The 21,379-nt window shown below is 30.4% G+C and carries 14 protein-coding genes and 1 pseudogene; 7 read left to right on the forward strand and 8 right to left on the reverse strand.

The genetic code is table 11. The features are described from left to right. Positions 1 to 85: 85 nt before the first annotated feature. The 7 genes from CCO88_RS08135 to CCO88_RS08165 all read right to left on the reverse strand — a co-directional run bounded on the left by CCO88_RS08135 (position 86) and on the right by CCO88_RS08165 (position 14,342). The gene (locus CCO88_RS08135; protein WP_002809566.1) at positions 86 to 1,180 is read right to left on the reverse strand and encodes a DNA adenine methylase; all 1,095 of its coding nucleotides are present in this window, start codon (positions 1,178 to 1,180) and stop codon (positions 86 to 88) included. A 39-nt stretch (positions 1,181 to 1,219) separates the two neighbouring features. Beyond that, the gene (infC, locus tag CCO88_RS08140) at positions 1,220 to 1,738 is read right to left on the reverse strand and encodes a translation initiation factor IF-3 (RefSeq protein WP_002781867.1); all 519 of its coding nucleotides are present in this window, start codon (positions 1,736 to 1,738) and stop codon (positions 1,220 to 1,222) included. Further along, a complete protein-coding gene (gene thrS, locus CCO88_RS08145) occupies positions 1,735 to 3,543 on the reverse strand; it encodes a threonine--tRNA ligase (RefSeq protein ID WP_002807017.1) in 1,809 nt (602 codons plus the stop codon). Before thrS ends, infC begins: the two co-directional genes overlap by 4 nt. Positions 3,544 to 3,674: 131 nt before the next feature. Next, positions 3,675 to 4,478 (reverse strand): undecaprenyl-diphosphate phosphatase, encoded by an 804-nt coding sequence (locus CCO88_RS08150; RefSeq protein ID WP_002781863.1) that lies wholly within the window; start codon positions 4,476 to 4,478, stop codon positions 3,675 to 3,677. Positions 4,479 to 4,764: 286 nt separating this feature from the next. Beyond that, complete coding sequence (locus CCO88_RS08155) at positions 4,765 to 6,756, reverse strand: OPT family oligopeptide transporter (protein WP_002816147.1); 1,992 nt, start codon at positions 6,754 to 6,756, stop codon at positions 4,765 to 4,767. A 103-nt stretch (positions 6,757 to 6,859) separates the two neighbouring features. After that, on the reverse strand, positions 6,860 to 9,082 hold the full coding sequence (pbpC, locus tag CCO88_RS08160) for a penicillin-binding protein 1C (RefSeq protein ID WP_002790233.1): 2,223 nt from the start codon (positions 9,080 to 9,082) through the stop codon (positions 6,860 to 6,862). Positions 9,083 to 9,089: 7 nt separating this feature from the next. Continuing rightward, positions 9,090 to 14,342 (reverse strand): alpha-2-macroglobulin family protein, encoded by a 5,253-nt coding sequence (locus CCO88_RS08165; protein WP_002840054.1) that lies wholly within the window; start codon positions 14,340 to 14,342, stop codon positions 9,090 to 9,092. Positions 14,343 to 14,525: 183 nt separating this feature from the next. Between CCO88_RS08165 and CCO88_RS08170 the strand changes: the two genes are divergently transcribed. The 5 genes from CCO88_RS08170 to purF all read left to right on the forward strand — a co-directional run bounded on the left by CCO88_RS08170 (position 14,526) and on the right by purF (position 19,448). Beyond that, the gene (locus CCO88_RS08170) at positions 14,526 to 14,879 is read left to right on the forward strand and encodes a hypothetical protein (protein ID WP_002777931.1); all 354 of its coding nucleotides are present in this window, start codon (positions 14,526 to 14,528) and stop codon (positions 14,877 to 14,879) included. A gap of 102 nt (positions 14,880 to 14,981) precedes the next feature. Continuing rightward, positions 14,982 to 16,130: a hypothetical protein gene (locus tag CCO88_RS08175; RefSeq protein WP_002781852.1), complete on the forward strand. Its 1,149-nt coding sequence runs from the start codon at positions 14,982 to 14,984 to the stop codon at positions 16,128 to 16,130. Then, complete coding sequence (locus tag CCO88_RS08180) at positions 16,130 to 17,311, forward strand: replication-associated recombination protein A (protein ID WP_002781850.1); 1,182 nt, start codon at positions 16,130 to 16,132, stop codon at positions 17,309 to 17,311. The genes CCO88_RS08175 and CCO88_RS08180 overlap by 1 nt, the downstream gene beginning before the upstream one ends. Positions 17,312 to 17,380: 69 nt before the next feature. Further along, positions 17,381 to 18,109 (forward strand): 4-hydroxy-tetrahydrodipicolinate reductase, encoded by a 729-nt coding sequence (dapB, locus tag CCO88_RS08185; protein WP_002840055.1) that lies wholly within the window; start codon positions 17,381 to 17,383, stop codon positions 18,107 to 18,109. Position 18,110: 1 nt separating this feature from the next. After that, entirely contained in the window at positions 18,111 to 19,448 is a 1,338-nt protein-coding gene (gene purF / locus CCO88_RS08190) for an amidophosphoribosyltransferase (RefSeq protein WP_002794811.1), read from the forward strand. A gap of 3 nt (positions 19,449 to 19,451) precedes the next feature. Here purF and CCO88_RS08195 read toward each other — a convergent pair whose 3' ends face one another. Next, a complete protein-coding gene (locus CCO88_RS08195; RefSeq protein WP_002800290.1) occupies positions 19,452 to 20,264 on the reverse strand; it encodes a CPBP family intramembrane glutamic endopeptidase in 813 nt (270 codons plus the stop codon). A 302-nt stretch (positions 20,265 to 20,566) separates the two neighbouring features. On the opposite strand from CCO88_RS08195, the gene CCO88_RS10200 reads away from it, so the two are divergent. Continuing rightward, the gene (locus CCO88_RS10200; RefSeq protein ID WP_002840056.1) at positions 20,567 to 21,184 is read left to right on the forward strand and encodes a cache domain-containing protein; all 618 of its coding nucleotides are present in this window, start codon (positions 20,567 to 20,569) and stop codon (positions 21,182 to 21,184) included. 106 nt (positions 21,185 to 21,290) lie between these two features. Next, positions 21,291 to 21,379: pseudogene (locus CCO88_RS10940) on the forward strand (hypothetical protein); the annotation flags it as partial.

Genomic DNA, 21,379 nt, shown 5'->3' on the forward strand with positions numbered 1-21,379 from the left:
AATTATCACGAAGCTTTTTGTATACAAAGACAATGGACGCTAAGATTTGCTACTAGATTTTAATGCCTTTTGATGGATTAATAAATTAAATATTTTTTTTAAGTATGTATAATTGTTCGTGTATATGAATGGAACGATTTTTAAGATTGCGAGAGGCTCTAAAGGTCGGGTATTTTTGCTCTAAAATTTGACATTTACCTAAGCTTTGCAAACGCTTTAGAAATTTTTCTTTCTTTACAAAACCCTCACAATTATAAGAAAGCAAAATGATTTTGGCTTTTAAATCATTGATAAGCTCAAACAAAGCATCTTCTGCTTGTTTTTCTTTATTAAAAATACTTCGGTTCCAATCTCTTGGTATACCAGAAATCTTTGAAATTTCATCAGGCCTTTGATAATTTGCGATTAAATTAAGCATAAAATAATTCGAACTATAAGGGTGTTGATTATAAGGAGGATCAAGATAAGCCACATCGATATTTTCAAGCTCTTTTGCAAGTAAGTTAGCATCCTTTTGCACCACTTCAAATTCACAAGAAAAATTTGAAAAAATAGGCATTTTAAGCTCGATATCACCTTTGATACGCTTTAAGGCATTTTGCGCCTCTCCACCAAATTTACCCACTCCATCTCTACCCTTATAAAAACCCTTAAAAACTCCACTAGTATTTGAATGCACACTTGCTTCATAGATTAAAGGCGCTATAAAAAAATGCTTTAACTCTTCAGGAATTTCCTTTTCGATTTTTTGTCTTAAAGTATCAAGATATAAAGCATTTTTAAGAGTATAAAAAACGCGTTCATCTTTTTGGATGCAAACCTCATTCTTTGGAGCATAGAGTTCACTTATAAAACCTGCTTGAAATTCTAAATTTTGGGTTAAAATTTTATGATAATGTTTTAAAAGCTCGGTTAAATTTTTATCTTTATTAGAAAGATAACATTTGTTGATAAGTTTGGAATAATTTTCTAAATCATTGGCTAAAATATAATTTGAGTGTGCTTTTGCAAAACGACTTACAACACCTGAGCCACTAAATATATCACAAAAACTAAATTTATCTTTACCAAGTTCTTTTTTAGCTACCTTAAAGCCCTTATTTAAAAATCCTAAAAGTGCTCTTTTATTGCCTAAATAAGTAATGATTTGTTCTTTTAAAAAAGAGGGATTTTCCTTCAAAATTTTTAAACCTTTAAAAAGCTTATCTGTAAAAACAGATTAAGCTTTTTTTGGAGTTACAAGCATATTAACATAGCGTCCTTCAAAATTTGGCTCTTTATCACGATTAGCATCATTCTCTATCATAGTCCAAATTTTTTCAAGCAAAGCTACACCTGCTTCAGGAGTCGCCATTTCACGCCCTTTTAAGAACACACGAAATCTCACATGCTTACCTTGTTCTAAAAATTCTAAAGCATGTTTTACTTTGTAATTTATATCATTTTGAGCAATTTTCACAGAAAGTTTAATCTCTTTAATATCGATTACTTTTTGTTTTTTCTTTGCTTCTTTTTGCTTTTTTTCTTGCTGATAACGGAATTTTCCATAATCCATAATCTTACAAACAGGTGGCTTTGCATCTGCAGCTATCATTACAAGATCAAGTCCTAAACGATTTGCAATCTCTAAAGCTTCATCACTGCTGATAATGCCATATGCTTTGCCATCATCACCTATACATCTGATTTCGTCCGCTCTAATTTCTTCGTTGAGCAATACTTCTTTTTCTTTACTCAAAAATGTACCTCACTCATTTTCTCCTTAACTAATTTAATAAATTCTTCCAAGCTAAGATTTTTTTGCTCCTTAGCTCTTCTATCTCTTAAAGCAACGCTTCGCTTTGCCACCTCTTCATCGCCCAAAACTAAAATCATAGGTAATTTTTGTTTTTCAGCAGTGCGAATTTTCTTACTTAAGCTCTCATTTTTCTCATATACTTCGCTATCGATATTTAATTCTAGCAAGGCTCTTTGAATTTCTTTCGCATAAGCAATATGAGAATCAGAAATCGGCACTATACCCACTGCGGTTGGTGCGATAAAAAATGGAAACTCCCCTGCGCAATGTTCAGTTAAAATTCCTATAAATCTTTCAAAAGAACCCAAAATCGCACGATGCAACATTACAGGCTGCTTTTTCTCATTGTTACTATCTGTGTATTCTAGCTTAAAGCGTTCAGGAAGATTAAAATCTACTTGTATGGTACCACACTGCCATTTTCTTTTTAAAGCGTCAGTGATTTTAATATCGATTTTTGGCCCATAAAAAGCACCTCCACCCTCATCAATGCCATATTTTAAGCCTTGTTCATCTAAGGCTTCTTTTAAAGCTTTAGTAGCTGTGTCCCAAATTTCATCATCACCTATGGCTTTTTCAGGTTTAGTTGAAATTTCCATTTCATAGCTAAAATCAAATAATTTCATCAAATTATCCACAAAAGCTAAAATTTCTAAAACCTGCTCTTTAATCTGACTTGGCATACAAAAAATATGTGCATCATCTTGAGTGAATTCTCTCACTCTAAAAAGTCCATGCAAAACCCCACTTTTTTCATGACGATGTACCACGCCGTATTCAAAAAATTTCAAAGGCAAATCACGATAACTTCTTACATCACTTTGATAAATTTTAATATGTCCCACACAGTTCATAGGCTTAATGCCATATTCTTGTTCATCAATTTGTGTAAAATACATATTTTCTTTATAGTTTGCATAATGCCCGCTGATTTTCCATGCATCTGCTTTTAAAAGTTCAGGCCCACGCACAGGCTCATAACCACGCAAGCGATGAATTTTATAAAGCATATGTTCAAGTTTAGATCTAAGTCTTGCACCATTGCTTAACCAAATAGGAAGTCCACCTCCTATCTCATCATCAAAAGTAAAGAGTTTAAGTTCGGTTCCTAATTTTCTATGATCGCGTTTTTTAGCTTCTTCTATGATTCTTAAATGCTCTTTTAAACTCTCTTTATCTGCAAAAGCAGTACCATAAATACGCGTAAGCATTTCTCTTTTTTCATCGCCACCAAGATAAGCTCCCGCGACGCGTGTAAGTGAGAAGTTGCGTAAAAATTTGGTATTAGGCACATGAGGACCACGACAAAGATCCTCAAATTCTCCTTGTTTATAAATACTTACTTTTCCATCAGGAATACGGAGTAAAACTTCTTGTTTTAAATCATCGTCTTTAAATTTAGCAATAGCTTCGTTTTTTGTGATTTCATATTTTTCGATTTCTTGTTTGGCTTCGGCTAATTCTTTCATCTTTTTTTCAATTTTTGCTAAATCTTCTTCGCCGATTTTAGAATTCACACGAAAATCATAATAAAAACCATCCTCTATCACAGGACCAACGAAAAATTTAGCCTCAGGATACAAACTCTTAATCGCCTGTGCCATTAAGTGCGCACAAGAATGACGGATTACTTCTAAACTTTCTTTAGAATTATCAAAATAAATTTCTTTTAAATCAGTAGAATTCTTACTTTGAGAATCAACTATTTTTTCATCATCTAAGTATGCAATAACTTCTTTTTCCATAACTTTTAACCTTATTTTGCTCACTGACTCTGTGAGTGTTTATAAAGTTCTAATTTTAGCTTTCTAAGACTTAATTTTTTTTGAAATTCAGCTTATTTTTAAAAAAATCTTAGAATAAATTTAATATTTGTTTATAACTTAAACTCACTCCCAGAATTTAAAATTCCGCTATAATACAAATAAAAAAATAAAATTCCCAACACTATCCTATAAATTCCAAAAGGAATAAAATCAAATTTTGAAATGAATTTTAAAAAGAATTTAATCACAAAAACCGCTACCACAAAAGCTGTAACAAAGCCTATACTTAAAGGGATTAAAGCATTAGCGTTGCTAAGAAGTTCAGGTTCTTTGTAAATACTATAAGCAGTTGCAACTATCATCGTAGGGATAGCAAGCAAAAAGCTAAATTCAGCTGCTGTTTTGCGGTTAAGTCCTAATAAAAGTCCGCCTATAATACTTGCTCCACTTCTTGAAGTACCTGGAATCATTGCTAGAGATTGGATAATACCTATGCAAAAAGCTTGTAAAAAACTCACTTTTTCTAAAGAATTGGTTTTGTATTCTTTATTTTTATGAGCTAATTCAATAACAATAAAAACAATACCACCTAAAATAAGCATCACAACTACTACATAGCCATTAAAAAGCTCTTTTAAATACTTATAAAGCACAAATCCTATAAGCCCTGTAGGAAAAAAACCAACTGCAAGTTTAAACCAAATATCAAGTCCTTTAAAAAGCTTACGCCAAAACACAAAAAGCACTGCTAAAATCGATCCTAGTTGTATAATGATTAAAAAACTTTTCCAAAATTCATTAATATCAATACCTAAAATAGTCGTCCCTAAAATCATATGTCCTGTAGAAGAAATGGGTAAAAATTCAGTCAAACCCTCAATGATTCCTAGTATTAAAGCATGTAAATTATCCATATTTTTCCTTAAAATAAAAAAAGAATTCTACAAACTTTTTTTAAACACGACAAAAATATAAAAACAATTTCTTAAAGCAGACGATAAAAATAAACTATTTGTATGAAAAAGCTGATTAATTTTGAGTTTTATTTCTCATTTTACTGGCTTGGGTAAGAATACAATTTTTTACTATTGGAGCATTTTATACTTTGGATCAAGATATTAAAAATAAAGTTACAAGATAAATAAACTAAGAAGAATTTTATAAAAAATTTAAAATTCTTCTTTATGAATGTTTTAAATTCTAATGAATTTTAACAATACGCTTGATAAAATAAAGTATGACTCCTATGAAAAATATCAAACCTAATAATTCATTATTGTGTATATTTAAAAAGCTTAATTTCAAAGGACTTTCACTTCCGCCCATGCTAACAGAAAAAACAGTAATTGCAGCTATAATAACGCCAAAAATACTTTCCCCTACGATGAGTCCTGAGGCAAATAAAGTCCCTTTTTGTTCATGGGTTGCTATTTTTTCATTTTTGTGAGAATTATTTTGATATTTGTTTGCTAAATATCTCATCACAAAATATTTTAAAATTCCACCAATTACCAAAGGGATATTTACAGATGGTGGCAAATAAATACCAATACCCACAGCCAAAGGTGGTAAGGATAAATTGCCATTTTTTCTTAGTATCTTATCTATAATAATGATAAATATACCTACAACTACTCCAAATGCTATATAACTCCACTCTATATTGTGATTAAAAATTCCTTGTGCTATAGTGCTCATTAAATTTGCTTGCGGTGCTGCTAAAGCTGATGAAGCATCCATACCTTCTCTTGGCATTGCTCCGACAAAACCATAAGCTTGATAAAGCAAATTTAAAACAGGAACTATAGCCAAAGCACCAAAAACACAACCTATTAGCAAAGCAACTTGTTGTTTCCAAGGAGTAGCTCCGACTAAATGTCCTGTCTTTAAATCTTGTAAATTATCATTCGAAATAGCAGCTGTAGCTAAAATAACACTAGTAGTAAAAATAGCTAATGCTACTGCAAATTTAGAAAGCATAGGATCTTGAAAAAGTTCCACACCTAAAACCAAAAAAACAATAGAAGAAATAATAACACCAATAAGTCCGATTCCAGAAATAGGACTAGAAGAAGATCCTACAAGTCCTGCCATATATCCGCAAGCTGCTGCAACAAAAAAACCTATTAAAACAGAAACTAAAGTTCCAACAAATGAAAATAGCATTTGATAATAAATACTTAAGTTAGCATCTTCAACAAAACTATAAAAAGTAATAAATAAACCCACAACCATTAAAACAAAAAGTATAAAAATACTTTTTAAAGAAAGGTCTATATTTGTTCTTTCATTTTTTTCTTGATTAGTAATTTTAACATTTTTAACAATTTCTTTAATACCTTCAATAACGGGTTTTAAAAGTTCTATTAAAGTCCAAAGCGCTGCTATAGCAATAGCTCCTGTTCCTATAAGCCTTACTTTAGAACTCCATACACTAGAAGCTAAATCTACGGCATTTTTTGCACTATCGAATTCAAAATTTGAAAGATAGGGAGTAAAAATGCCCCAAGCTAAAAACATACCTACAAAAAGAGCTATAGCACCTGCTAAACCAACTAAATAACCTGCCCCTAAAAGTGCCAAAGAATATCCCATAGAAAAACCAAAAGCCATTTTATTCCAAATAAAAGCAAAATTACTCTCACTTGCAGCGAGCTTGAAACCATTGCTTAACAAACTAAAAATAGCAGCTATAAAAGAGCCTAATGCTATTTCTTTAATGCCTTGTTTTCCTTTTTTACTACTCTGATCTTTATTGGCTACTTTTAAAATTTCAGCTGCAGCTCTACCTTCAGGATAAGCAAGCTTGCTTTCAACCACCATAGCCCTTCTTAATGGTATAGTAAAAAGCACTCCAAGTCCGCCACCACAAAGACATATCATAAAAGTTTGCCAAAGTGGAAATTCACTCCAATACCCACACATAAAAAGCCCTGGGATAACAAAAATAACTGATGATAAAGTTCCTGCTGCTGAAGCTTGAGTTTGAACCATATTATTTTCTAAAATATTTGAAGTCTTAAAAAGACTCAAAACCGCCATGGAGATGACCACAGCTGGAATTGATGATGAAAAAGTAAGTCCTACTTTAAGTCCTAAATATACATTTGAAGCTGTAAAAATAATAGTTAAAATACTTCCCAAAAGCAAACCGCGCAAGGTGAGTTCGGGTAAAGAGTATGTTTTTTGCATATTCCCTCCAATCATTTCATCATAAATTCCTATGATGATAAATTTTAAAAATAATACAAAAAAACTCTTATATTTTTATAAATTTTTAAAATTTGCAAAAAAATTATTTAATTTCAAACCAAACCGTATCTTGCTCACCGCTTTGAGAAATAATAAAAAGCTGATATTTGCCTTCTTTTAAATTTAAATTTTGCGTATTTTCATCTCCCTCATAAATAAGTTTTTGATTTAAATACCAAAAAAGCTTTTCATTATTTAAATTAGCTACTTTTGCCACAAGACCTTTCATTCCATTTAAATCTTTGGCTAAAATAAGTTTTAAATTATCTTTAGGATAGATAATCTTAACACCCTTTTTATTTGAAAATTTAAAATTTCTTTGCTGAAAGAAATGGAGTGCATAAGCAGGAAAATCAAGCTTTATCAATGCTTTTGCATCTTTAAAATGAATATCCTTAGAATCAAGCTCCCTACCTTGATACTCATAAACTTTTTTCAAAAAAGGGGAAGTTCTTAAAATATTTGCCCCTTTAGGATATAAAACATTAATATAACTTGTATTTAAATCCTCATCATATCTATATTTACTGATACTATCTAACTTGATTGTCATCAAATCATCAGGCGGCGCAAATTCCAAATCTACCTCATCTAAAAGTCCTAAAATCTCAAAAAGCAAATCTCCTGCTATACTCACGCCATATAAATTTGCATTAGCTTCACCGCTAAAATTTCCTACCCAAACTCCTAAGGTATATTTTGGAGTTGCGCCCATGGCCCAAGCATCTTTTCTACCATAACTTGTGCCCGTCTTCCAAGAAATAATTTTTTCTTTATTGTAATTTTCTAAACCCACTCTTTGAAGTTCTTTCATTGCTTCTAAGGTTAAATACGCACTACCCTTAGAAAACATTCTTGCTACTCCGCTTAAATTTTCATCTCTTATAAAAGAAAGATTGGCAAGCTCTCCATAATTTGCCAAACCCAAATAAAGTTTTATAAGATCCTCAAGACTCAATTCTTTAGTTCCTAAAATAAGCGAAAGCCCATATCGCTTGTAATTCTCATCTTCAAAATTTAAAAAAGCTTTTAATTTATAAAAAAATTTTTCATAACCATAATCTTGCAAAAGCGATACAAAAGGAACATTTAAAGATCTTTGTAAAGCTTCTTTTGCACTGATTATCCCATAATATTTTTTATTTGCATTTTGGGGATTGAAATTAGAAAAAAAGGTTGGAACATCAAGCAAAATTGAATCCGGTGCGATAATGCCTTCATCAATACTTAAAGCATACAAAAAGGGTTTTAAAGTAGAACCCACACTGCGCTTGGCAATATTTCCATTAATTTGTCCTAAATTTGCCATATCATAAAAATCTTGCGAACCCACATAAGCTAAAACTTTGCGTGTTTTAGTATCGGCTAAAATAATGGCTAAATTTTGTATGCCTTTTTGTTGCAAAGTATAAGAAAATTCTTTAGCCTTTTTTTCGATTTTAAGTTGAATTTTTTTATCTATGCTTGAAAAAATTTCTTTATTATCATCACTTAAAAGTCTTAAAGCAAGATGGGGTGCAATATTTTTGCGAGGCTTAAAATTTGGCAAGGGCTCTTTTAAAGAAAGTTCGTAAATATCTTTGTTGATTAACTTTCTTTCATAAAGTTTTGCTAAAAGTTTGTTGCGTTTATCTAAAAGTTTCGTTTTATTTTTTTCTAAATTAATAAGTCCTGGTTGATTGGGTAAAATCGCAAGCAAAGCAGCTTGAGCCCAAGTTAAATCTTTAGGATTTTTATCAAAATAAAATAAAATAGCAGCTTCATAACCGATTAAATTCCCGCCATAAGGAGCATTGCTTAAATAAAGCTTTAAAATTTCATCCTTACTGAAGGCATTTTCCAAAGCTAAGCTTTGTATAATTTCATTGAATTTATTAAAATAAGTTCTATCTTTTTTATCCCAAAGCTTAATCGTTTGCATACTAATAGTACTTGCACCACTTCTTTGAGTAGAATTAAAATTATTTACAAAAGCCCGCATTAAAGCTAAAAAATCTACTCCAAAATGAGAATAAAATTTCCTATCTTCATAATTAATCACAGAGACTTTCAAACGCTTGGGAATATCAGTGCTCTTGATATGCCATTGCTCTTCATCATTTAAAAAAACACTTAAAATTTCGCCATTTTTATCGTATAAAATCTTACTATAACGGCTTTTAAAATCATCCAGTAAGGTATTTTTATCAAAAGAAAAATATACATAAAAAACATAAGCAAGAAAAAAAAGTAGCAAAAAGCTAAAAATTTTTAAAGCATTTTTCATGTTTTATTTAGCGTTTCACAACTACTTTTTCACTTTCACTTAAAGCTCTATAAGTATCATCATACATCGCTTCTACATAAGCACCACTTAAAGTATAACTTCCTGGAGTTATGGCATTAAGTTTTATATAAAAATGATGCGTGCGATTTTTATTTAAACTAAAAAACCACATGATTTTATCATCCCTAACATCAATAAAATCATAGCTTGAATTTTTAATAAAACTTGGAGTGTTATCATCTAAAAGCGTATTGCTCACTTCCCAACCGCTTGGTAAAATTTGTGTTAAAGCGATATTAGAAACATAATTTGCACCCTCATTTAAGCTCGCTGAAATTCTCATATAAAAGGTTTGTCCAGAACCAATCTCGCTAGGACTGATTTTATTACCCTTTTCATCATAAAAAGCACGATCTAAACTGATTTTATTGCTAAAAGCTGAATTTTCACCCGCTTTTACCCCCTCTACTCCAAAACTTACAAATATGTCTTTATTCGCATTTATAATAGCTTTTTCATTATTGAAAGAAAAAATTTGCATTTGGTTTTGATCGATAGTATGTACTTGATCACCTATTTTTAAAGTCGCATCCATAAAATTTTCATTCATATTTTCTAAATTTGCACCCATGGCTAAAGCATATAAAGCATAGCCTGTACTTTGTGTGGATAAATAATCCTTTGAAAGTAAGGTATCGCTGATTTTTTGAAGTAATTCTTCATTATTAGTGCCATAAATTTGTTTATAAGCATTTGCGATAATAGCCTCATCTCTTATTAAAGAACCATAAGTATAAGAAGAATATTTAGAATCAGGCTCTATAGAAATCTTGCTTGCAATCTGTTTTGCAGTATCTTCAACACCTGCAAGTTTATATGCTGCAGCCAATTGCCACTTAGCTTCAGTGCTTAGCGTATTTAAACTATCATAAAGCAAATTCATCTCGCTGATATTAGGTTTTTTTGCCATAGCCAAAAGATATAATGAATTTGCTTTTATATCCATCATATAATCATGATATATACTTTTTTGAACAAAATTTTGCTCATATTTTAACCATCTTTCATACATGGAATCAGGCACAAAATACCCATTTTGCTTAGCTAAAATCAAAAACATTCCCGCATAATTACTTCCCCAAGCATTGCTTTCATCTCCTCCTTGCCAATAAGCAAATCCTCCATCAGCGGTTTGAAAATTGGCATAACGCTCGATGGCTGCATTGATATTATTAATCGCTTTTTGCTTGTCAAATTCCGTGCTAAATTTATCTAAAAAAAGTTGTGGCAAAACTGCTGAGGTAGTTTGTTCTATACAGCCATAAGGATAATTTAACAGATAGTTAATTCTTTTATCCATATCTAAAATAGGTGTAGGCGAAAGCTTTAAAGTTGCATTTGTAGTCCCTAAAATATAATCTTTTATAATAAATTCTTTACTTTCTCCTGCTTTAATCAAACTAGTATTATTTTCATATGTATAAGCATTGATAGGTTTGATATCGATTTCAATTTCATTTTTATAAGTATAATTTTCACTTTTTAATTCAAATTCTAAAAGCTCTTTACCAATCCTATTATCACTTACATTTGCATCCATCATCACTTCTAAATTAGTAGCATTTTTAAAGTCTATAGCTTGAGTATCTGGACTTATTTTTATAAGAGAATTTTTACTTCTTACGCTCAAGGTTGCATTTTTAATACGATTTTCTGTTTTAAAAATTTGAGTTAAAAGCGTGAAATTATCGCCTATTTTTAAAGTCCTTGGCAGAGTTTCAAGCAACACAAGAGGTGCACTTACTTGCATATCCTTAGAAATGCTACCATAAGCGTCATTTTCATTGGCCACAACCATCACACGAACCAAACCCATATAAGAAGGCATTTTAAATTTAAGTTTTGCAAAGCCTGCTTCATCGCTTCTTGCAGGAGCATTAAAAAGCACTACAGGTTTAAAACGCTGTGCGCTATCATCACGATTTTTATCTGCTCTTAAATTCCCTATCTTTGAAACACTATCGCCTCCGGTAAATTTAGGGATAATTTGACTATAAGTATCATAAGTTTTTAAAGTAAATCCTGTTTTTGCGTAAAAGCCCTCCCAAATATCAGGGGTTTTAAAATCTGTTAAATCAAGAAGTCCTTCATCTACAATAGCCACAGTATAATTAAAAGCTCTTTTATCTTTGCTTTGAATTTCTATCTCAAAATCACTATTAGGTAAAATTTTATCAGGAGTTTTTAATTCTAAATTAAGCTTTGTATTTTCATCTTCTACATACAAAGGAATTACACCAAAAAGCCTTAGGGCACGATCATTATCAATTTTATTATAATCTTGAAATAAACTCACGCTTACATAGATATTTGGTGCATATTCTTTTTTCATCGCCAATTCTATACTCGTGCTTTCACCTTGAGTATCCATCACAAAACGATCAATAATCTTGGAATTAGAACTTAAAGTTATGAGTGCTTTAGCTCCTGCAACACTTTCAAATTCTATTTTTGCACTTTGTCCTATTTTATATTTGTTTTTATCACTTTTAATTTTTAAAGAACTCACCACATCAGCATAGCTTGGCTCTCCCCAAGAGCTTACATAAAAACTTTGCCCTGCGCTTATTCCACTTTCTTTATCTATAAGATCAATAAACATTTGTCCATAATAATTGCTTGTGTTAAAGCTAAATTTCATAGGCTCGCTAGAGCTAGTAAGCTCCCCTTTTTCAATAAGTTTGGTATTGTGATCTTGCTTAATAGAGCGCAAAAATTCATCATAAGAATCATAATCCCACCACCAATAATAATCATTTTGATAAATTCTATACTCTAAAGTTTTGCCTGAAACTAAATTTTCTTTTAAATCACTTACAATGGCATAAAAATCGATCGTTTCTCCCTCAGATACATAAGAATTTGTCAAAGCTTTCATTCCCACAAAATAATCATAACGATTTAAATTTACATCCCTAACAGCTTTTACAGATCTGCCACCCTTTTCAAAGACTTCTGAAACAATCCTTGCATTAAAATTGTAACCTTGAGAATTTAAAATATTTTCAGGAATTTCAACACTTGATTGCACCCTGCCCTTTTCATCTAAATTTCCCTTATCATCAGCACTTGCTCTGATAATCAATGAACTTGGATTAATAAAAATATAATCTTTATATTTAGGATTATGATAATTCTTTGGAGAAAAATATACAAAACTTTGATATTTTAAATTTGAAGCTAAGGCTCCAAAAAGATATTTTGAAGAAAGCTCATAGTTTAAATTCCCATCATCTAAACTTCTATTTTCATCAGCATTTAATTCTACCTTAATGCGATTTGGCACCACACTTTGAACTAAAATATCTTTACTAAATTCCACCCCAGCAATATTAAAAATTGCCCTATAAAGTCCATTAATGGCATTTTTATCTAAATGAATTTGCGTATAGTAAATATCATTTTGACTTTTTAAAATTTGATTTTCTATGATTTTTTGATTTTTAGGATTAATTAAAGTAAAACTTATAGGGTGTTTGAGCGGATTTGTATTTTCTCTTGCAACCACACTTAAATGCACACTATCACCCGCTCTATAAACCCCACGATCTGTGTAAATAAACGCCTTTATCATCTCATGATTTTGATCCCCTTCTACATCATAACCATCTGTGGATAGAGGATTGCTAAATCTTAAAACACTGATTTGATTCTCTTTGCTTGCTAAAATATAGAGTATTTCATCATCTTCTTGAATTTGAAATTTCACATCTCCATTAGAATTGGTATTTTGGCTTTGCAAAATTTGGTTTTGCTTACTTACAAGCTCTATTTTTACATTTTCTAAGGCCTCATTTTTACTAAAGTCTCTTGCGTGAACTACGAGCTGCTTATTTAGGTTTTGAGCACTTAAAGCGATATTAGAAAAAATAAGATTTTTACTGACACTAGCTTTATTTATAATACGATATACATTTTCACCCTTATAATCAAGATCGTTAGCATCAACACTTAAACTCACTGAAAAAATTCCAGTTTTACCTTTTAAATCACTTAAGTCTAAAGCAGTATTTATCCAAGTATTTTTTTGATTTTTAAGCTCTATTTTTTTATCAATGACATTTTTAGCAACATAATTAAAACCATCTGAAGAATAAAACGCTTCTTGAGTGCTATCATCTTTTTTACCCACCAAATTTTTATAACGCAAATACTCACTTATATTGTTTGCAAAAATTTGACTTACTTTTAAATGAATCTTTTTAACATTGCGCGATTTGATATAAACTTGATATTCTGCCCCACTAGGCAAAAATACCCCATCATTTGCAAAAACAAGACTTGGATCTAGGTCTTTTTGTAGGGTGATATTTGCTTCTTCACCTTGATTGATTAAGCCTTGATTTGATTTTAAACCTTTTGCGATTTTAACTTTATACTTTTCTCCTGGCTCAAAATTAGCTGAAATTTTTAACTCTTTTCCTATACTCCACGCTCTAAAATTAAGCTCGGGTGATATTTGGATAAAATCTTGAAAGGCTTGATTTTCAGCTAGTTCTTTAGAAAATTTTAAAGTAGCAATTTGATCTTTTTCTTCTGCACTAATGAGTCTAAAATCATTATTTTTTGATTTGCTAGGAATTTGAAATTGAAGCACTTTGGCTTCTTTAAAACCCATGATTTTTTCATCATAAGTTAAAACAAGTTCTTGAGGTCTATCTAAAAGCTTAATATCATCAGTATCAAGACTAAATTCACCCAAGCTAAAGGCTAAGTCTTTGCCATCTAAAGTGATTTTTAAACCTTCTTGTGTTTTATCTTCAAATTGCCAATTATAAGTGCTTCCAAAGCTATAATTTAAATGCAAATAAGCTTTTTCTTCATCTTGCTCTAATTGAGCTTTATAAGTAAAATTTTCTATCCACCCTGTTTGAAATTCTAAAACAATAGGAATATTTTTATAAATAAATTCTATTTTATAATTTTGATTAGCCTCTAAATAAGTTAAATCTAGTAAAAATCTAGAGTCTGATGCCTTTGTAAGTAGAATTTTTGAATTTTTAGAATTGATTTTTGCATCAATACTCATTTCATCAAAATCAACAATAGCTTCTTTAAATTCAACAAAAATTGCTTCATGATTTTTTAGAAGTCCTTGAGATTGTGCACGAATTAACTCGCTTGAATTCTTATTTTTCTCACCGCCACACGCGATCAATAAAAAAGATAAAATCAAACTAATCAATATATTTTTTAACATTAATATTCCTTTGAAAAATTAAGCTCGACATTATTTAAGATATTCTACTTACTTTTAATTAAAAATTCATTGATATTTTTTAAAAACTCAAATCAAATATCTAAAAAATTATATTTTATCCAATTTCACACTCACTTCACTTAAAAATTTTATAATGTCATCACTTTTAAAAAAGGAGACAAAATGAAAAAAGGTATTTTAATCGCATCAGCACTTTTAACAGGCTCTATGCTTCTTGCAGATAGTGTAAAACTTCAAGGTACTATAGCAGAGGTTTATGATAATAATAAAACTTTACTTATAGATTCAATCTATGGCGGGCAAATGGCTGTAAGGATATTGCCAAATACTGAAATTGATATGGATAATTGTGGGATTTTTGGAATGGATAAACACGGAAAATTCAAAGATTTAAAAGTAGGAGATTTTCTTGAAGTAAAACTTTACTATCCTGGATATTCATCTAATCCTACTCAAGCACCTGCGATTCCTGTAGCAAGAGAAATTGATATAGAGTGTTACAAAAAAGCTTATTAATTTGCTTACTTTTTAGTAAGCAAATTTAATTTCTTCAAAATTTAAACTTTTTTTAGCAAGGAATTTGTAAAATAGTACTTAAATTTGTTTAAGGAAAAAAGATTGAAAAAACTACTTATAATTCCTATTATTATCTTTCTTTGCTTCATTGCGCAAATTTTTTATATGGGACATATTAATGAAAGTTTTTTTTATAATCTTACTCAAACACAAAATCCCTATTATGAGATAAAAAATATCAATTTCCATAAAGGTTTTTTAAATTCAAAGGCTGATTTTACCATAGAAGACAAGTATAATTTAGGTTTAATTTCAAAGCTTGATTTTAAATTTAACAATAATTATTTTTCAAAATTTATAGCACAAGGAAAACTTAGCAATCCCTTCAAACTCTTAGATGATAAATTACAAAATAAAGAATTAGCTTGGTTTAAGATACAATCTATTCAAAATGATCTTAATGTATCAATTCAATTTCAAGATATCAATTTAAGCAATGAAGGTGGAAATGCATTATGGGAAAATGTTTTAACTGAAATTTTACTGGATAAAGAAGATTTAAAAATTAAAGCTATTTATTCAAAAATAGGTCAAGTTGATTTTTCTCAATTTTATGCAAAATTCTATCTAAAAAACCTAGACCATCAACAAAAATTTGAAAAACCTATATCGTTTTCTAATTTAATACAATTTAACGAAAGTGTAGAAGAGTTTAAATTTGATTTTTGCGAAATCAATAATCATACAATCTCTTCATTTTATAATAAAAATATCATTTATTTTGATGATGATAATCAAACCTTGAAAATGCATTCTCAAGGCAAAGCAAATAATCTAAATATAGATTTAACTTCTCAAATTTATCAAAGTATTGATTTTGATCAAATCAATTTTGATCTCATTTATAGTCAAAAAAAACCTGATATTTCTGATGATAAATTGATTTTTAAACCTTCCAATGAAGAATTAAACTTACAAATACAAAATATCACTTTAAAAAAAGATAATCAAGATATAAACATCAAAGGAAATATCTTTTTATCAATGCAAAGTCATAAAGCTCGTATTCAAATTTCTAGTTTAAAATCGCCCGATGAAATCTTTACTTGGGGGCAATTTTTTGGAGGTTTAAATCAATACTTTATAAAAAATGAAGAGGGTATGTTTATCATGGATCTTCATTATGATAGTGATGCTAAAACTCAGCTTAAAATCAATGGCAATGAATTTACGGATATAAATTTAAACTGATGAGTTTAGCTTTAAATTTTCGTCCCAAAACCCTAGATGAAATTCTAGGCCAACAAGAACTTGTAGAAGTATTTAAAAAATTTATCAGTATGCAAAAACTTCCCCATAGTTTATTTTTTGGACCTGCAGGATGTGGAAAAACAACCTTTGCTAGAGTTGTAGCTAAGGATTTTGGGCTTGATTTTTATGAATTTGATGGTGGAAATTTCAAACTTGAGGATTTAAGAAAAATCATAGAAAATTACAAAAACAGCCTTTATAAACCTCTTATTTTTATCGATGAAATTCATCGCTTGAGTAAAACTCAACAAGAAATGCTTTTAATTCCTATGGAAAATTATCGCTGCATTGTTATAGGTGCAAGTACTGAAAATCCTTATTTTGTTTTAAGTTCAGGCATTAGAAGTCGCTCTATGCTTTTTGAATTTAAAAATCTTGGGCAAAAAGATTTAGAACTTTTATTAGAGCGAGTGCAACAAAAAATAGCATTTAAAATAGAAGATAATGCTAAAGAATTTTTACTAAAAAGCTTCGATGCTAGAGCAATGTTAAATTTACTTGAATTTGCTTTGGTTTTAAATGAAAAAGAAATCACTTTAGAAAATTTAAAAAAACTTCGCAACGGAGTAAATAGCGAGGGTGTAAGCTCAAAAGATACTCATTATATTTTAGCAAGTGCTCTTATTAAAAGTTTGCGCGGAAGCGATGTGGATGCTGCTATTTATTATCTTGCTCGTTTAATTGATGCAGGAGAAAGTGCTGATTTTATCGCTAGGCGTTTGATTATCTTTGCAAGTGAAGATATATCCAATGCCGATCCTAATGCTTTAAATTTAGCCGTTTCTACTCTTACCGCAGTAAAAAATATCGGCTATCCTGAAGCAAGAATTATACTTTCTCAATGCGCTGTCTATCTAGCAAGTGCTCCAAAATCAAATTCAAGCTATAATGCTATAAACAAGGCCTTAGATTATGTAAAAAACAATCCTGCACTTGAAATCCCCAATTATTTAAACAATAATCATCCTGAAAAGAAAAATTACCTTTATCCGCACAATTTTGGCGGATGGGTGAAGCAAAACTACCTGAGTGCAAATTTAAAATTCTATGAAAGCAAGGGCATAGGAGAAGAAGCGAGATTGCTTGAAAATTTAAGCAAATTAAAAAACATCAAGTCCTGATTTCTTATAAAAAATTTACAAAATAAATGTTAAAATGCAATTTTATCTTTAAGGAAAAAATAAGACACAATGATAAACATAGGAATTTATGGCGCTAAAGGGCGCATGGGCAAACAGATCGAAGAATGTTTAAAAAGTGAAACTAAAGCAAAAGCAGCTGCACTTTTTGATAAGGGTGATAATTTAGAAGAATTTTTTGAAAAAAGTGATGTTATCATCGACTTCTCATCTCCAAATGGCACTCACGAACTCTTAAATTACGCAAGAACAATGCCAAAACCTTTAGTAATTGGCACAACAGGGCTGGATGAAAAAACCCTGCATTTAATGCAAAATGCAAGCGAAGTAATGCCTGTTTTTTATGCGACTAATATGTCTTTAGGGGTTGCAGTTTTAAACCATCTGGCTAGCAAAGCAAGCCAAATGTTAAGAAATTTTGATATAGAAATTTTAGAAATGCACCATCGTCACAAAAAAGACGCTCCAAGTGGTACTGCTATGACTTTAGCACAAGGTGTAGCAAAAGCTAGAAATTTAGATCTTGAAAAAGTAAGAATCAGCGGAAGAGATGGTATCATAGGCGAAAGAAGCAAAGATGAAATTGCCGTGATGAGTCTAAGAGGTGGAGATATTGTAGGACGCCACACTGTGGGCTTTTATGAAGAGGGTGAATTTTTAGAATTAAACCATACCGCAACTTCAAGATCAACTTTTGCTAAAGGAGCGATTAAAATCGCTATTTGGCTTAATGCACAAAAGCCAAAAATGTACTCAATTAATGATTTTTTAGGAATTTAAAATGTGTGCAGTAGTAGGAGTTATAAATTCAAAAAATGCAAGTACTTATGCTTACTATGCTCTTTTTGCCATGCAACACCGAGGACAAGAAGCAAGCGGGATTAGTGTAAGCAATGGTAAAACTATCAAAACTATCAAAGCCAAAGGCGAAGTAAATCAAATTTTTAACCCTGAGAATCTAAAAACCCTAGAAGGTGAAATCGCCATAGGACACAATCGCTATTCTACCGCGGGAAATTCAAGCTTAAATGATGCCCAACCCGTAGCTGCGACTTCAGTCTTAGGGGATATTGCTTTAGCACACAATGGAAATTTAGTCAACAAAGAAAAAGTAAGATCAAAACTCATCGAAGATGGAGCTATCTTTCAAACCAATATGGATACTGAAAATGTCGTTCATCTCATAGCAAGAAGTAAAAAAGAAAGCTTAAAAGATAGATTTATCGAAAGTTTGCAAGAATGCATAGGGGCTTATTGTTTTGTTTTAGCAAGTAAAGACAAGCTCTATGTTGTAAGAGATCCTTATGGGGTGCGTCCTTTATCTTTAGGGCGCTTAAAAGATGGAGGCTATATCGTAGCAAGCGAAACTTGCGCTTTTGATCTTATAGAAGCAGAATTTATACGCGATGTTAAACCTGGAGAAATGATTATTTTCACTCAAGGAAATGATAAATTTGAAAGCATAGAACTTTTTAAACAAGAGCCTAGAATTTGTGCTTTTGAATATATTTATTTTGCTAGACCTGATAGCATTATAGAAGGAAAAAGCGTGTATGAGATACGCAAAAAAATGGGCGAAGCTTTGGCAAAGAAATTTACTCATAGTGCTGATTTTGTAGTGCCTGTTCCAGATAGTGGCGTAAGTGCTGCCATAGGCTTTTCACAATATTTAAAAATTCCACTTGAAATGGCTATAGTTAGAAACCATTATGTAGGTAGAACCTTTATCGAACCTACTCAAGAGCTTAGAAATTTAAAAGTTAAATTAAAATTAAATCCTATGCATAAAGTTCTAAAAGATAAAGAAATTGTCGTAGTAGATGATAGTTTAGTGCGTGGGACAACTTCTAAAAAAATCATTTCCCTACTTCGTGCCGCAGGTGCAAGTAAAATTCACTTGGCCATAGCTTGCCCTGAAATTAAATTTCCAGATACTTATGGGATCGATACTCCAACCTTTGAAGAACTCATTAGCGCTAATAAAAATTTAGAAGAAGTACGCGAATATGTGGAAGCAGATTCACTTAGCTTTTTAAGTATCGAAGAATTAACTCAAAGCATAGGGGATGAGAGAAAATATTCTTTAATTAGCTTTGATGGAGATTATTTTATCAAATAATCTCTATTTTACATAAGAGGGATAAGTAAAGAAAAACAAATGTGTTAAATTTAAACCATAATGAAAAAATACACTAAGCCACAAACTCTTACTATATCTCCAAGCCATTCCATAAATCAAACCTGCCAAAGAAGCAAAGATTATCATTAAAATACCTGCTTTATAATGCGCCACTCCAAATGCCAAACTTGCAACCAAAAGTGCTCCTACACCCCCTATCAAACCTTGTAATCTTTGTTGTAAATAACCCCTAAAAAATGCTTCTTCAACCAAAGCAACCAAAAATAAATTAGAAAATAAAAAATACACTATCCAAGAAGGAAAGCCTATTTCCATTTTAATTACACCCAAATACCAAGGGATAGATAAAAGTAAAAAAGGACTTGCAAACAATAACGCTGCTTGAAATAATTTTGGTTTTATTCTATTTAAATTCTCAAACAAACTTGGCATAAGCAAAAAGAGTAAAAAAACACCCAAAGGCTTATCAAAACTAAAATACAAAGTAAAAGCGCTACTATGCTCACTTGCATGAACTTTATCTAGAATTTTTACATTATTAACACCTGGAATAAAATGCAAAAATAAAAGCAAGCAAAATGCCACTATCAAAAGCTCTAAAAATACATTTTTATTATTTTTATAATACAAGGACAATAAAAAAAATACACCCACAAAAACAATAAAACTTATTTCTATGATATTATGATAATAAGCCAAAAATCCACTGATTACCAATACTACAAAAGATAATTTTATTTTTTTAAATGAGAGCAAGGCCAAAGCTAAGGCTAATAAGATAAAAGTTAAGATCATATTTTATTTCTCTTTTTTAATTTCATCAAATTTCAGAAAATAGTACTACTTAATGAATTAAATGTATATAAAAATACTTCACAAAAAACACATTTAAAATATTTATTTTATCTTTATTTATTGATCTTAAATAAATCATTTGGACAGCAAGTATTATTTTTGATAAATTTAATAAATTTAAAATTGTAATATAAAAAATAAATAAAATAATGAGTATTTTTATTAAAATCGTAGCTATTTTGTAATTTAATCTTAACTCTTAGTAGCTAAAATTATGTTTAAAAAAATAATAAGGAGTGTCTATGAAATTATCAATTCGTAAAAAAATGCTTATGCTAGGAGGCATTTGTCTTGTTTCGATGCTAATAACCTTTGGGATTTTTTATTACAACAATCTGCAAGGAAGCGAAAAAATAGCTCAAATAACAAAAAATTTGATCAATAAAGAAATAAATGTCAAGGTAGAACTCTTAACCAAATCGATGGCTATTGCTTTAGGAGATTTGATCAAAAATGTTCACAGTGAAGAAGAAAAAGTCAAAATTATAGCTACTGCGATTGAAAATTTTAGATTTGAAGAAGATAAAAGCGGATATTTCTTTGTTTATCAAAAAACCACCGTTAAAGCCCATCCTGTTAGAAAAGACTTAATCGGGACAGATTTGTATAATGCAAAAGATGAAAATGGAGTTTTTTATGTGCGAGAATTATACCAAAGAGCATTAGAAAAAGGAGGGTTTGTTACCTTTCACTTTACAAAACCTCAACCCAATGGAGAAAATACAATTGCAGAAAAAACAGCATATAGCTATTTAATACCTAACGCAGATGATTTATGGATTTCCACTGGTGTGTACAAAGATACTTTAGAACCTTATATTGATGGGAACTTAGAAGAATTGTTATCATTTTTTTTCTAAAAACTTTTTTAAGACTATAATATTTTTTACATTATTTATACTCATCATCATACCATTTATTTTTATATTCTATAGAAATCTCATCACCGGAGTTCAAGGCATAAAAACAAACATCACCTCCTTCTTTGATTTCATCAATCATAAAACAAAAAATGTTTCTACTATAGAAGTAAAAAGCAATGATGAATTTGGTCA

Source organism: Campylobacter coli LMG 9860 (assembly GCF_000254135.1).
Lineage (GTDB): Bacteria > Campylobacterota > Campylobacteria > Campylobacterales > Campylobacteraceae > Campylobacter_D > Campylobacter_D coli.